The 12,615-nt window shown below is 67.9% G+C and carries 15 protein-coding genes; 12 read left to right on the forward strand and 3 right to left on the reverse strand.

The window, feature by feature from the left end:
- Positions 1-17: 17 nt before the first annotated feature.
- Together AC1DEL_RS05725 and AC1DEL_RS05730 are read left to right on the forward strand one after the other, a co-directional pair.
- Positions 18-635 carry a pyridoxamine 5'-phosphate oxidase family protein gene (locus AC1DEL_RS05725; RefSeq protein ID WP_092290432.1) on the forward strand — a complete coding sequence of 206 codons (618 nt, stop codon included), beginning with the start codon at positions 18-20 and terminating at the stop codon, positions 633-635.
- A 45-nt stretch (positions 636-680) separates the two neighbouring features.
- On the forward strand, positions 681-1,304 hold the full coding sequence (locus AC1DEL_RS05730; protein ID WP_477125471.1) for an FMN-binding negative transcriptional regulator: 624 nt from the start codon (positions 681-683) through the stop codon (positions 1,302-1,304).
- A gap of 47 nt (positions 1,305-1,351) precedes the next feature.
- Here AC1DEL_RS05730 and AC1DEL_RS05735 read toward each other — a convergent pair whose 3' ends face one another.
- Complete coding sequence (locus tag AC1DEL_RS05735; RefSeq protein WP_477125470.1) at positions 1,352-2,839, reverse strand: CoA transferase; 1,488 nt, start codon at positions 2,837-2,839, stop codon at positions 1,352-1,354.
- Between the two features lie 241 nt (positions 2,840-3,080).
- Between AC1DEL_RS05735 and AC1DEL_RS05740 the strand changes: the two genes are divergently transcribed.
- From AC1DEL_RS05740 to AC1DEL_RS05770, 7 genes are all read left to right on the forward strand, one after another.
- The gene (locus tag AC1DEL_RS05740; RefSeq protein ID WP_092290438.1) at positions 3,081-4,838 is read left to right on the forward strand and encodes a glutamine--tRNA ligase/YqeY domain fusion protein; all 1,758 of its coding nucleotides are present in this window, start codon (positions 3,081-3,083) and stop codon (positions 4,836-4,838) included.
- Between the two features lie 2 nt (positions 4,839-4,840).
- Positions 4,841-5,065: an RNA-binding S4 domain-containing protein gene (locus AC1DEL_RS05745; RefSeq protein WP_092290440.1), complete on the forward strand. Its 225-nt coding sequence runs from the start codon at positions 4,841-4,843 to the stop codon at positions 5,063-5,065.
- A 38-nt stretch (positions 5,066-5,103) separates the two neighbouring features.
- Complete coding sequence (locus AC1DEL_RS05750; protein ID WP_092290442.1) at positions 5,104-5,490, forward strand: MAPEG family protein; 387 nt, start codon at positions 5,104-5,106, stop codon at positions 5,488-5,490.
- Position 5,491: 1 nt separating this feature from the next.
- Positions 5,492-6,076, forward strand: a complete 585-nt coding sequence (locus AC1DEL_RS05755; RefSeq protein ID WP_441590600.1) for a YceI family protein — start codon at positions 5,492-5,494, stop codon at positions 6,074-6,076.
- Positions 6,077-6,253: 177 nt separating this feature from the next.
- Positions 6,254-6,562, forward strand: a complete 309-nt coding sequence (locus tag AC1DEL_RS05760; RefSeq protein WP_092290446.1) for a hypothetical protein — start codon at positions 6,254-6,256, stop codon at positions 6,560-6,562.
- A 150-nt stretch (positions 6,563-6,712) separates the two neighbouring features.
- Complete coding sequence (locus AC1DEL_RS05765) at positions 6,713-7,261, forward strand: YaeQ family protein (protein WP_092290873.1); 549 nt, start codon at positions 6,713-6,715, stop codon at positions 7,259-7,261.
- Positions 7,262-7,319: 58 nt separating this feature from the next.
- The gene (locus AC1DEL_RS05770; protein WP_092290448.1) at positions 7,320-7,667 is read left to right on the forward strand and encodes an FKBP-type peptidyl-prolyl cis-trans isomerase; all 348 of its coding nucleotides are present in this window, start codon (positions 7,320-7,322) and stop codon (positions 7,665-7,667) included.
- Positions 7,668-7,745: 78 nt separating this feature from the next.
- On the opposite strand, the gene AC1DEL_RS05775 is transcribed toward AC1DEL_RS05770, so the two are convergent.
- Positions 7,746-8,066 carry a hypothetical protein gene (locus AC1DEL_RS05775; protein ID WP_092290450.1) on the reverse strand — a complete coding sequence of 107 codons (321 nt, stop codon included), beginning with the start codon at positions 8,064-8,066 and terminating at the stop codon, positions 7,746-7,748.
- A 148-nt stretch (positions 8,067-8,214) separates the two neighbouring features.
- Here AC1DEL_RS05775 and AC1DEL_RS05780 point away from each other — a divergent pair, with 148 nt between their 5' ends.
- Positions 8,215-9,009 (forward strand): gamma-glutamylcyclotransferase, encoded by a 795-nt coding sequence (locus tag AC1DEL_RS05780; RefSeq protein WP_092290452.1) that lies wholly within the window; start codon positions 8,215-8,217, stop codon positions 9,007-9,009.
- Between the two features lie 28 nt (positions 9,010-9,037).
- Complete coding sequence (locus AC1DEL_RS05785) at positions 9,038-9,850, forward strand: ankyrin repeat domain-containing protein (RefSeq protein WP_092290455.1); 813 nt, start codon at positions 9,038-9,040, stop codon at positions 9,848-9,850.
- A gap of 12 nt (positions 9,851-9,862) precedes the next feature.
- Here AC1DEL_RS05785 and AC1DEL_RS05790 read toward each other — a convergent pair whose 3' ends face one another.
- Positions 9,863-11,560, reverse strand: a complete 1,698-nt coding sequence (locus AC1DEL_RS05790; RefSeq protein WP_441590604.1) for a long-chain fatty acid--CoA ligase — start codon at positions 11,558-11,560, stop codon at positions 9,863-9,865.
- A gap of 191 nt (positions 11,561-11,751) precedes the next feature.
- Between AC1DEL_RS05790 and trxA the strand changes: the two genes are divergently transcribed.
- Complete coding sequence (gene trxA / locus AC1DEL_RS05795) at positions 11,752-12,597, forward strand: thioredoxin (RefSeq protein ID WP_477104857.1); 846 nt, start codon at positions 11,752-11,754, stop codon at positions 12,595-12,597.
- The last annotated feature ends 18 nt before the right edge of the window (positions 12,598-12,615 follow it).

The raw sequence follows: 12,615 nt of genomic DNA on the forward strand, positions 1-12,615 counted from the left end.
CTCCCCCCCTCTCCGCCATGACCTCACACGACATTGCCGCGCTCGCCGACCTCGAAACGCTGTACGCGGAGCCGGCCGGCGCCTCGCTGGCCAAGGAAGTCGACTACCTGCACCCGCATTACCGCGCCTTCGTGGATGCCTCGCCGTTCTGCCTGCTGTCCACGATGAACGCGCACGGCGGCGACTGCTCGCCACGCGGGGACCAGCCCGGCTTCGTGCAGGTGCTGGACGACCGCACGCTGCTGCTGCCGGACCGGCGCGGCAACAACCGCATCGACAGCCTGCGCAATATCGTCAACGACCCGCGCGTGGGCCTGCTGTTCCTCGTGCCGGGCGTCAACGAAACGCTGCGTGTAAGCGGCGTGGCGAAGATCTCGACCGACCCCGCGCTGATCGCGCGCTGCGTGCATGACGGCAAGGCGCCGACCACGGTGCTGGTGATCTCGATCCGCTCGGTATTCTTCCAATGCGCCCGCGCCCTCGTGCGCTCGGCGCTGTGGTCGCCCGAGACCCAGATTCCGCGCGAGCGCCTGCCGAGCACGGGCACCATGGTCGCCGAACTGAGCAAGAACGCCATCGACGGCGCCACGTACGACCGCGAACTGCCCGAGCGCATGCGCAAGACGCTGTACTAGCCGGTACTCACGGCCTGCCCCACCTCCACAAAAAGAGAATCTGCCATGTACATGCCGTCCCACTTCGCCAGCGACAACCCTGACCTGATCGACGAGGTCATGCGCCGCTACGCCTTCGCCACGCTGGTCGGCACCGATGCGGATGGCCTGCCGTTCGCCACGCACCTGCCCGTGGTGGCGGAGCGGGCGTCCGAGGGCGGCTGGCGCATCGAGGGGCACGTCGCACGTGCCAATCCGCACTGGAAGTGGCTCGAGCAGACCCCGCGCGCGCTGCTCGTGTTCCAGGGACCGCATGGCTACGTGTCGCCGTCGCTCTATGAACAGAAGCTGTCCGTGCCGACCTGGAACTACGTGGCCGTGCATGTCTACGGCGAGATCACCACGGTCCACGACGCCACTGACAAGGATGCCCTGCTCAAGCGGCTGATCGGCCGCAACGAGCCGGGCTACGCCCAGCAGTGGCGCGACCTGCCCGAGGATTTCCAGCAGAAGATGCTAGGCGCCATCGTCGGGCTGCGGCTGGTGCCGACGCGCGTGGAAGGCAAGTTCAAGCTAAGCCAGAACCGCCCCGCCACCGACCGCGCCCGGATCCTGGAAGCCCAGCGCGCCGGCACCGCCATCGAGCAGGACATGGCCGACTGGATGGCAAGGCTGACCGGCGCGAACTGACGGTCCGTTGTCTTGCTCCCCTCTCCCAAAGGGAGAGGGGAGAAAATTCACCCACGCCGCAGCCACTCCGGCGCGTGGGTGCCGAGCGGCACCGAGGGCAGCGCCCAGTGCGCGGGCGTCTCGGACAGCCGGGCGGCATGGCGCACCACGGTCAGCTCTCCAAACCCCGACTCCTCTACCTCCAGCAGGTCCGACATCTCGTCGAAATGCGGGTCCGGCACGCGCCAGCCCTCCGGCACGCGGCCCTGCCCACGCAGCCATTGCCCCACCTGCGCCAGCGACACCCGCACGTGCCAGCTTCCGCCCTCCACCGCGCGCCGGTGCAGCGCGGCCATCGCGCCGAACGCCAGCAGGTAGCCCGCCGCGTGGTCGAGCACTTGGGCCGGCAGCGGCTTGGGCTCGGCACTGCCGGCCGCCCGCGCCTCGTCGTCGTTGAAGCCGGTGGCCGTCTGCACGAGCGAATCGAAGCCGCGCTTGCCCGCCCACGGCCCCACGTGCCCGTAGGCCGACAACGACACATAGACGATGCCGGGCCGCGCCCGCGCCGCGGCCTCCGGGCCGGCGCCCAGTTCGGCCAGCCCGCCCGGGCGATAGCCCTGCACCACCACATCGGCGCCATGCAGCAGCTTGTGCAGCGTGCGCTTGTCGTCCGGGTCGCGCAGATCAAGCTGGCAGGAGCGCTTGCCGCGCCCGGTGTCGATCACCAGCGGCGCGATGGCCGGCAGGTGCGCGGCCGTCACCAGCAGCACATCGGCGCCATGCGCGGCCAGCGTGCGCCCCGCCACCGGGCCGGCGATGATCCGCGTGAAATCGAGCACGCGCACGCCGGTCAGCGGGCGGGCATCGACATTGAGCTCGGCATGGTCCGCCAGCGGCGGCAGGGGCTGGGGCGGCGCCTCGCCGATCTTCTCGATCGTCACCGGCGGCAGCCCGGCAATGGCCTCCGCCTGCGGGTGCGCGCGCCAGGTGTCATAGGGCCGCATGGCGGCCACCACGAGCCCGGCGTCCGACGCGGCGGACTCGAACGCCTCGGCCTCCCATCGGCCCAGCGCCGCGCGCACCGCGTCCTTGGTGTGCGCGCACTGGAGCAGGCGCAGCACGCCGTCGCGGTGATGGGGGAAATTGGTGTGCAGCCGGACCCAGCGCCCGTCGCCACACGGGTACAGGCCGGCGATCTTGTCCCAGAGTTCGGGCGCCGGCCCGCCGTTCACGCGCAGGTAGCGCTCGCTGCGGAATTCCGCCAGCGCGTGGCGCATGTCCACCGCCACGTCCTGCCAGCGGTCCGTGCGCTGCGCCCAGAGCGCCGCCGCAGCCAGCGCGGACGCCCCGAGGCTGGCCTGCGCCGCCGTGCCCACGGCGAAGCTCGATGGCAGGATGGGGTCCGCACCGGTCAGCGCCAGGTGCGCAAGCGCCTCGGGCGGCAGGCCGGCGCCGTGCCAGAGACCGGCCAGGGCGTCCGCCGGCAAGGTGGCCGAGGCTGACGAACCGGCCGAAATGGCCGGGACGGACGAATCAGGAGAGGAAGCAGTGTTCATGGGTTGTGTTCCCGCAACATGGCCCAACCTTTTCATGCCACGATGGCGGCATGCGATGACCTGCCGTGGATTCTGCACCACTTGTGGCCACCGCGCTGTGAGCCGATTCTGAAAATAGCGGCGCACCGCCGGGTTGCCCCGCAGGCACGGTAAAATCCCGCCATTCCACCGAACAAGGGGAGCCGGAGCACGTCCCGGGGCCCCACACCATGCCATTGGCCGCGTGCGACGCGGCGCCACCATGAGCCAAGACAACAAGCCTACCGACAAGACCGACAACCCGGCCTCCTCGAACTTCCTGCGCAGCATCATCGACCAGGATCTGGCCGCGGGCACCTACGCCGGGCGGACGGACACCCAGGGCGCCGCGCTGCCGCCGGTCATCACGCGCTTCCCGCCGGAGCCGAACGGCTACCTGCACATCGGCCACGCCAAGAGCATCTGCGTGAACTTCGGCCTGGCGCGCGACTACGCCGGCCAGTGCCACCTGCGCTTCGATGACACCAATCCGGTCAAGGAAGACACCGAGTACGTCGACTCGATCATCGACGCCGTGCACTGGCTCGGCTTCTCGTGGGACGCCAAAGCGCCGGGCGGCAAGCCGCACCTGTACTACGCCAGCGACTACTTCGAGCAACTGTACGCCTTTGCGGAAACGCTGATCGAGCGCGGCGCCGCCTATGTGGACAGCCAGACCGCCGAGCAGATCGCCGCCACGCGTGGCAACTTCTCCGAGCCGGGCAAGCCCTCGCCGTTCCGCGACCGCACGGTGGAAGAGAACCTCGCGCTGTTCCGCGACATGCGCGCCGGCAAGTACGGCGATGGCGAGCACGTACTGCGCGCCAAGATCGACATGACCGCACCGAACATCGTGTTGCGCGACCCGGTGCTCTACCGCATCCGCCACGCCCATCACCACCGTACCGGCGATGCGTGGTGCATCTACCCGATGTACGACTTCACGCACTGCATCTCGGACGCGATCGAGAACATCACGCATTCGCTGTGCACGCTGGAGTTCGAGAACAACCGCCCGCTGTACGACTGGGTGCTCCAGCACCTGCGCGAAGCTGGCGTGTTCCGCGACCCGCTGCCGCACCAGTACGAGTTCGCGCGCCTGAACCTGACCTACGCCATCACCAGCAAGCGCAAGCTCAAGCAGCTGGTGGACGAAAACCGCGTGGACGGCTGGGACGACCCGCGCATGCCCACCATCGTCGGCATCCGCCGCCGGGGCTATACGCCGGAATCGATCCAGCTGTTCTGCGACCGCGTGGGCGTGTCGAAGGCCGATAGCTGGATCGACATGAGCACGCTGGAAGGCGCCGTGCGCGACGACCTTGACGCGCGCGCCCCGCGCAGCGTGGGCGTGCTCGACCCGGTCAAGCTGATCCTGGACAACTACCCGGAAGGCCAGACCGAGGAATGCTCGGCGCCGGTGCACCCCAAGCAGCCCGAACTGGGCCGCCGCGTGTTCCCCATCTCGCGCGAACTGTGGATCGAGCGCGACGACTTTACCGAGACGCCGCCCAAGGGCTACTTCCGGCTGTTCCCGGGTAACAAGGTGCGCCTGCGCTACGGCTACGTGATCGAGTGCACGGGCGTGGACAAGGACGCGGACGGCAATGTGGTGGCCGTGCACGCGAACTACCTGCCGGAAACCAAGAGCGGCACGCCGGGCGCGGACAGCGTCAAGGTCAAGGGCAACATCCACTGGGTCAGCGCGCCGCATGCGGTCGAAGCCGAAGTGCGCCTGTACGACCGCCTGTTCAACGACCCGAACCCCGACGCCGGCGGCAAGAACTTCCTCGAGGCGCTGAACCCGGATTCCAAGAAGGTGGTCAAAGCCTACCTGGAGCCGGGCCTGCGCGACGCCAAGCCGGAAGACCGCTTCCAGTTCGAGCGTCACGGCTACTTCGTGGCAGACCGTACCGATTCGCAGCCGGGCAAGCCCGTCTTCAATCGCACGGTTGGCCTGAAAGATAGCTGGGGCAAGTGACGATGACGACACAAACGATCAAATTTCCGCTCGAGGGCGAGTTCATCGCCCTGAACGACCTGCTGAAGCTGGCCGGCGTCTGTGACAGCGGCGGCGCCGGCAAGGCGCTGGTGGCGGCTGGCGAGGTCTCGGTGGATGGCGCGGCCGAGTCGCGCAAGACCGCCAAGATCCGCGCCGGGCAGGTGGTGACCATGGCCGGCGTGCGCATCAAGGTGGTGGCCGCCTGATATAGAACCCGAGAACCGAAGGGACACAAAGGACCGATATGCCGATTGCGTTCTGGTGTGTGCTGGTGGCGGGATTGCTGCCCGTACTGACGGTGGCCATCGCCAAGGCAGGCGGGCGTGGCGGCTTCGACAACCACGACCCGCGCGGCTGGCTGGAGAAGCAGAGTGGGCGGGCGCGGCGCGCCGACCTCGCCCACCGTAACCACTTCGAGGCCTTCCCGTTCTTCGCGGCCGGCGTGTTGATTGCCACGCACATGAGCGCGCCGCAGGCTCGGATCGACGAACTGGCGGTGGTGTTCGTCGTCGCGCGCATTCTCTATACGGTCTGCTACCTGACCGACCGGGCCACGCTGCGCACGCTGTGCTGGACCATCGGCTTGCTGACGGTGATCGGGCTGTTCCTGCTGCCGGTGTTCGTCCACTGACATGCGGCCCCTGCTGATCGCTGCCCTCGTTGGCGCCCTGGCAGGTGCCAGCCTCCCGGCCTGGGCGGCGCCCGTGAACTACAACGTCGATCCCACCCACACCGCGGTCTACTTCGGCGCGAGCCATTTCGACCGCACCACGGTGCGCGGCCGCTTCAACAAGCTGGATGGCCGCATCGTCTATGACCCGGCCACCGGGGCGGGGTCAATCGACTTCACGGTGGATACCGAGTCGGTCGACACCGGCAATCGCAGCCTCGATGGCGTGCTGCGTTCGCCACAATTCTTCGATGCCCAGAATTTTCCGGTCGCGCGCTTCCAGGGCAACCGGTTCGTCGTGGAAGGCGGCAAGCTCGTAGCCGTGGAGGGTCAGGTGTCGCTGCTGGGCGTGACCCGGCCGCTGCGGCTGGAGGCGGACCGCTTCAGCTGCGGGCGCGTGGTGCTGTTCGGCGTGGGCCGGGACGTCTGCGGCGGAGATTTCCACGCCAGCCTGCCCAGAAGTGCCTTCGGCATGACACGGTTCCTGCCCGACGTCGGCGATACCGTGACGCTCCACATTTCCGTCGAAGCGACGCCCGCGCAGTAGCCCGGGGCGGACGGCAGCGCGCCGCCATCCTGAATAGGGGAAATCGATCGCCGATATCGAGCCCGATGACGACCCCGCGTCACCTTTGCCGGGAAAAATTTCAGTAAAATCAGCGCCTTGCCCGTTCCCATCCTGCCGCGTTCCGCCCCCAGCGTATCCGGCGATTCGCGAGTCGAGATGATCACTATTCACGTCGGAGACGTCGTTGCGGCGTCCCTGGCCGCAGCCGGCGCCTGCCTGGCCTGCAGCGTCCCTGCCCAAACCGTCCGCAAATTCCCGCTCTGGGCCTACCAGACCTATGGCCGTGGCGCCCTGCTGCTGCCGCTGCTAGCCGTCATGGTCGGCACGCTGCTGGTCAGCGTGGCGCTCGAAGGCCAGATCAACAGCAAGGCCGGGCTCGCGCTGGTGGCGGCCGCCGCGTTCCTGGCGCTCGTGCTGGTGTCGGCGGTGCTGCGCTTCTGGGTCAGCCACAAGCGCAAGTCCTGAGCGAAGGCCCGCCCGGGCTCCGCGCGCCAACGCACCTTCGGGCGATGGTTTTCCATCGCCTGCCCACGCGGATCACGTATGATGCGGCCTTCGCGCGCCGTGCCGTATGGCATCCCGTGGCCGGCGCGAGCCCGCATTTCCCGTGATTCCATGGCGCTCAAGTCCACCATCTTCAAGGCCGAACTGTCCGTATCGGACATGGATCGGCCCTACTACGGCAGCCATACGCTGACCATCGCCCAGCATCCGTCCGAGAACGACGCGCGGATGATGGTGCGCCTGCTGGCCTTCGCCTGCGAGGCGTCCGAGTCCCTCACCTTCACGCGCGGCCTCGACGAGCCCGACGAACCCGACCTCTGGGACAAGACGCTGACCGGCGAGATCGCCCACTGGGTGGAACTCGGCCAGCCCGACGAATCCCGGCTGCGGCGCGCCTCGTCCCGCGCGGACCGCGTCACCGTCTATACCTATCAGAGCGCCAGCGCGCGCGAATGGTGGAAGGGCATGGCTGGCAAGGCCAGCAAGCTGCGCAACGTGACCATTTACAATGTGCCGTCGGAAGCCGTGGAGGCACTGGCCGGCATGGCGCAGCGCGCCATGCGCCTGTCCGTGACCATCCAGGACGCCGAGATCTGGGTCAGCGACGACGACCACAACGTGCAGCTGACGCTCGACGTGCTCCAGCGCGCCGCCGGCTGAGCGGGTCGCCGCCCGAGCCCCAGATAACGCTTCATCAACCAAAAACAGGAAGATTGCGATGCAAACCACTCCCTCCGGCCTGCAATTCGAAGACACCGTTGTCGGCGCTGGCGACGAAGCCCGCGCAGGCCAGCACGTGACCGTGCACTACACCGGCTGGCTGTACGAGAACGACCAGGCTGGCCGCAAGTTCGATTCGAGCAAGGACCGCAACGACCCCTTCGTGTTCCCGCTGGGCGCCGGCCACGTGATCCGTGGCTGGGACGAAGGCGTGCAGGGCATGAAGGTGGGTGGCACGCGCCGTCTGGTGATCCCGGCCGACCTGGGCTACGGTGCCCGTGGCGCCGGTGGCGTGATTCCGCCGAACGCCACGCTGCTGTTCGAAGTGGAACTGCTGTCGGTCTGAGCCTCGGCCTGACCTGACCCAATAAAAACGGACGCCTCGGCGTCCGTTTTTACATCGTGGAATCTGAAACTCGAGGGTTCAGAACCCGATCGCCGCATTCCCCACGTCCACGCGGACCTTGTCGCGGTCCAGCAGCCGGCCGGCGTGCCGTGCGAAGTCCTGTGCCCACTCGGCATTGCCACTGAAACGGTTCTCGCCCGAGAACTTGGCCACGTTCAAGATCTTGTCGATGACGAGCACCTTGCCCACCGGGCTCGATGCCTGGCAGTCCAGTTCGGCATATTCGCGGTCGAACCAGCGCCACGCGGCCTCCTCGGTCACGGCCGCCAGCTCGGCATCGCCAAGCGTGAAATCGAATTCCTTGCCACTGCCGAACACCACGGTAAGCGTACGCGCCATGACCGGTTCTCCAAGAAGTCAGGCCCTCATTGTAGAGACTTGCCGGCCCGGCGGGCGCATGGCAAACCGTTGCCTGTGACACACACCCCACTCCCCGTCTGTGGCTTCCTTGCGACGGATCAATACGCTTTGGATTATCCTTGCATCCATGGCCATCACCAGACAGGACCTCGAAGCGGACAGGCTGCGCGCATCGCTGTGCAGCACCCCGGTCGCGTCCTCGCTGCTGCCTGAGGCCGATATCGAGCAATCGCTCCATGACACGCTGGCCGCCCGGCCTGACGGCGATGCCATGCACGGCGATGTCTGGCTGTTCGGCTACGGCTCGCTGATCTGGAATCCGATGGTGGTCCACACGGACCGGCGCCTGGCCACCGTGCATGGCTACCATCGCGGCTTCTACCTCTATTCCCGGATCAATCGCGGCACCTGGGACAACCCCGGACTCGTGCTCGGCCTGGACCGGGGCGGCTGCTGCACCGGCATGGTGTTCCGCATCCCGGCCCATGTGATCGAGCAGGAATTCCGCGTGCTCTGGCGCCGCGAGATGCTGACCGGCGCCTATCATCCGCGCTGGCTGCGCGTGAAACTCGACAATGACCCGGACGCCCCGGAGGCCCGCGCGCTGGCCTTTGTGATGAACCGCGAACATCCCGCCTACGCGGGCCGCCTGCCCGATAACCGCGTGGTGGACTGCCTGCGCCACGCCTGCGGCCTGTACGGCCCGGCGCGCGAATATCTCCAGCAGACGCTGCTGGGCCTGGCCACCAACGGCGTGGACGATCCTTACCTGGGCCGCCTCTGGCGCCTGCTGCAGGACAGCGACGTCGCCGATGCCGCGCACCCGGCCGGGGACGACCCGCACCGCCACCGGCCGCCCGTCATGCAGGCCGACGGCACGGACGGCATCGCCGCCGCCGACGCGCCGCACGAAACCGTCTGAGCCACCCAGCGCCCTCGACGCCCTCCCCATGACGCGCTCCCAGACCCGCCCCCGCCGCCAGGCCATCGCCGAAATGCTCGGGTTGTTGGGATTGTTGATGGGCGGCGGCCTGCTCGCCGGCCAGGGCGGCCAGACGCTGGCACGCACCCTGACTGGCATCGGCAACGGCTCCATGCTCGCGCAGGGGCCGCGCTCGCCGCGTCCGGTCGATTCCCCCGCCCTGCCACCGCGCAGCGACGGCATGGCCGCGCTGGACCGCAACCTGATCACCGCCGCCAGCATTGGCGACTCGGAACTCGTCAATCGGCTACTCGCTGCCGGGGCGTCGATGCAGGCCGTGGACGAACGCGGCCGCAGCGCGCTGCTGGCCGCCGTCTACATGCGGCGCAACGAGGTGGCGCGCACGCTGATCATGGCCGGCGCCGATGTGAATCGCAAGGATGGGGAGTCGAACAGCCCGTTCCTGGTGGCGGCTGCCACGGGACAGATCGACATTTTGCGGCTGGCGCTGTCACACGGCGCCGACCCGCGCAGCACCGACCGCTACGACGGCACGGCGCTGATCGCCGCGAGCCAGCACGGCAATGTCGAAATCGTGAAATTGCTACTGAAGGCCGGGCTCAGCGTGGACCACGTGAACCAACTCGGCTGGACTGCGCTGCTCGAGGCCGTGGTGCTCGGCGACGGCAGCGCGCGCTACGAGGAAGTGGTGCAACTGCTGCTCGATGCGGGCGCGGACGCCAACCTCGCCGACCGTGAAGGCGTCACGCCCACCCGCCATGCACGCGAGCGCGGCTACAAGACCATGGTCAGGATGCTGATGCGCGCCCGCGGGCACTGATCGGCAGGCGAATTACGCGCCGGTGCGCGCGTTCTCGCTCTCCTGCAGCTGGCGCCACATCACCTTGCCGGTGCCGGACTTCGGCAATGCATCGACGAACTCGACCACGCGCGGATACTTGTACGCGGCCATGTTCTCCTTCGCCCATTCGATGATGTCTTCCGGCGTGGTATTTCCCTTGGCGGCGGTGCGCAGCACCACTACGGCCTTCACGGTCTCGCCGCGATAGGCGTCGCGCGTGCCGATGATGCACGCCTCCTGCACGGCCGGATGCTTGTAGAGCAGGTTTTCCACCTCGGCCGGCCAGACCTTGAAGCCGGACGCGTTGATCATGCGCTTGAGGCGATCGGTGATGAAGAAGTAGCCGTCATCGTCCATGCGGCCCAGGTCGCCGGTGCGGAACCAGGTCCGGCCTTCGAACTCGATGAAGGCGTCGCGCGTGGCATCGGGCTTGCCCCAGTAACCCTTGAAGACCTGCGGGCCGCGCACGATGATCTCGCCCACTTCGTTCGGCGGCAGTTCCTGCAGCGTGACGGGGTCGATCACGCGTGCCTCGGTGTTGAAGGTCGGCACGCCCAGGCACTGGAGCTTGGCGCGTTCGGCCGGGTTGCTGTGCGTCGGCGCCATGGTCTCGGAGAGGCCATAGCCCTCCAGGTAGCTGAGGCCGAACTGTTCCTTGAGCCGCTCGGCCACCGCCTGCGGCATGGCCGCGCCGCCGCCGCCGATGTAGCGCAGGCTGGTCATGTCGAAGGCGGCCAGGTTCGGGCTGCCCAGGAAGTCGATCACCATGGTCGGGATGTTGGTCCAGTGCGTGACCTGGTAGCGCGAGATCAGGCGGCCGGCTACTTCGCGGTCCCAGCGCGGCAGCATGACCACGGTGGCGCCGCTGTAGATCGGCCCGTTCATGCCGTACTGCATGCCGGTCACGTGGAACAGCGGCAGGACCGACAGGATCACCGATTCCGCGCCACTGCCCGACCACGTGCCGCCGCCGATCACGTTATGCATGACCGAGCGATGGGTGTGGATGCAGCCCTTGGGGAAGCCCGTGGTGCCCGAGGTGTAGGGCATCACGGCCATGTCGTCCGGGCCGGCGGTGTGCGGGCCCGGCTGCAGGCCGGCGCCGAGCGCCTCGGCCCACGGCGTGGCACCTGCCGGCAGCGGATGCTCGGCGGTGATCCACGCGGGCGGCGCGTCTTCGGGATGTTCGTAGGAGGCCGGCAGCGCGTCCGCGTACTGCGTGGCCAGCACGTGCTGGAGCTGCTGGTCGGCCGGCAGTTCGGCGTTGGCCTGGGCCACGCCGGCGGCGAGATCTGCCGTGCAGATCGCCACGCGCGCCTGGCCATCGCTCACGTAGTGCTTGAACTCCTCGGCACGGTTCATCGGGTTGACGGGCACCACCACCGCGTCGGCACGCAGGATCGCGTAGTAGCTGACGATGAACTGCGGGCAGTTCTGCATATACAGCAGCACGCGGTCGCCCTTCTTCACGCCGGCCTTCTGCTGGAGCCAGCCCGCCAGCGCCGTGGCCTGCGCCTCCAGCGTGCGGAACGTGATGGCATTGCCGAAGTAGCGGATCGCCGGCTTCTCGGCGTAGCGGTGCGCGGAGACTTCGAGGTTGTACCAGAGCGAGGTCTCGGGCAGCACGATCTGCGTGGGCAGACGCTTCGGCCAGAACTGGAAATGCGGGCGCGCGGGCGTGGTGGTCATCTTGTCTCCTGGGTCTTTGCGACCGGCTTTTTGGTTTCGTCAACAGAGGGGCAATATAACTGAACGACCGTTCTATTTTCAAGCGGAGGTTTTCCCGATCGGGGTAGGCCAAAGGTTGCTTTCCGCGGCTTCGCCCTCACAATAGGGAGGTCCGGCCGCTATCCGGCCTCCACCATTCCGAAAGGCAGAACATGAGCGACGTCACCCTGCAGAATTTCGAGGCCGATGTGATCGAACTGTCGCGGCAGGTGCCCGTGCTGGTCGATTTCTGGGCGCCCTGGTGTGGCCCATGCCGCACGCTCGGACCGATGCTGGAGAAGTTGGAAGCCGAATCCGGCGGCAAGTGGAAGCTCGCCAAGGTCAATGTGGACGAGAACCAGGAGCTGGCCGCGCACTTCGGCGTGCGCAGCATTCCCCATGTGGTGGCGATTGCCGATGGGCAGGCCGTAGACCAGTTCGTCGGCGTGCTGCCGGAGTCGGGCCTGCGTGAATTCCTGGACCGCCTGACCCCGAACCCGGGCGAGCAGGCGCTGCACGAGGCCCGCGAACTGGTGGCCGCTGGCGATGCCGAGGGGGCGCGCGCCGCCTTCCAGGCCGCGCTGGCCTTCGATCCGGGCGCCGACGATGCACGGCTGGCCTATACCAGCTTCCTGCTCGATCACAACGAGGTCGACGCCGCCGAGGCCGAGTTCTCCCGGCTATCGCCGCGCGCCCCGCAGGAGGAAGGCTACGCCGCCGTGCAGACTCAGTTGGAGGCGCTGCGGCACGTGGACGACCTGCCCGACGCCTCCGCGCTGATCGCCCGCGTGCAGGCCAATCCGGCCGATCTCGGCGCGAAGCTCGACCTGGCGAACGCGCTGATCGCGCGCCGCGAGTACGAGCCTGCCTTGGAACAACTGCTGGAAATCGTGCGCCGCGACCGCGGCTTCGACGAAGACATCGGACGCAAGACCATGCTGTCGGTGTTCGACCTGCTTGCCGGCCGGCCCGACGTGGTCTCGCGCTGGCGCCGCCAGCTTAGCGCGGCGCTGAACTGAGCTAGGAGCCCCCCGGCT

This window comes from Cupriavidus sp. 10L43_2, assembly GCF_056395265.1.

Bases quoted from the DNA above. Each gene is read 5' to 3' on its own strand.
- AC1DEL_RS05730 (WP_477125471.1), top strand. From the start codon at position 681: ATGTACATGCCGTCCCACTTCGCCAGCGACAACCCTGACCTGATCGAC.
- AC1DEL_RS05725 (WP_092290432.1), top strand. From the start codon at position 18: ATGACCTCACACGACATTGCCGCGCTCGCCGACCTCGAAACGCTGTAC.
- AC1DEL_RS05755 (WP_441590600.1), top strand. From the start codon at position 5,492: ATGCGGCCCCTGCTGATCGCTGCCCTCGTTGGCGCCCTGGCAGGTGCC.
- trxA (WP_477104857.1), top strand. From the start codon at position 11,752: ATGAGCGACGTCACCCTGCAGAATTTCGAGGCCGATGTGATCGAACTG.
- AC1DEL_RS05785 (WP_092290455.1), top strand. From the start codon at position 9,038: ATGACGCGCTCCCAGACCCGCCCCCGCCGCCAGGCCATCGCCGAAATG.
- AC1DEL_RS05750 (WP_092290442.1), top strand. From the start codon at position 5,104: ATGCCGATTGCGTTCTGGTGTGTGCTGGTGGCGGGATTGCTGCCCGTA.
- AC1DEL_RS05780 (WP_092290452.1), top strand. From the start codon at position 8,215: ATGGCCATCACCAGACAGGACCTCGAAGCGGACAGGCTGCGCGCATCG.
- AC1DEL_RS05760 (WP_092290446.1), top strand. From the start codon at position 6,254: ATGATCACTATTCACGTCGGAGACGTCGTTGCGGCGTCCCTGGCCGCA.
- AC1DEL_RS05790 (WP_441590604.1), bottom strand. From the start codon at position 11,560: ATGACCACCACGCCCGCGCGCCCGCATTTCCAGTTCTGGCCGAAGCGT.
- AC1DEL_RS05765 (WP_092290873.1), top strand. From the start codon at position 6,713: ATGGCGCTCAAGTCCACCATCTTCAAGGCCGAACTGTCCGTATCGGAC.
- AC1DEL_RS05770 (WP_092290448.1), top strand. From the start codon at position 7,320: ATGCAAACCACTCCCTCCGGCCTGCAATTCGAAGACACCGTTGTCGGC.
- AC1DEL_RS05740 (WP_092290438.1), top strand. From the start codon at position 3,081: ATGAGCCAAGACAACAAGCCTACCGACAAGACCGACAACCCGGCCTCC.
- AC1DEL_RS05735 (WP_477125470.1), bottom strand. From the start codon at position 2,839: ATGAACACTGCTTCCTCTCCTGATTCGTCCGTCCCGGCCATTTCGGCC.
- AC1DEL_RS05745 (WP_092290440.1), top strand. From the start codon at position 4,841: ATGACGACACAAACGATCAAATTTCCGCTCGAGGGCGAGTTCATCGCC.
- AC1DEL_RS05775 (WP_092290450.1), bottom strand. From the start codon at position 8,066: ATGGCGCGTACGCTTACCGTGGTGTTCGGCAGTGGCAAGGAATTCGAT.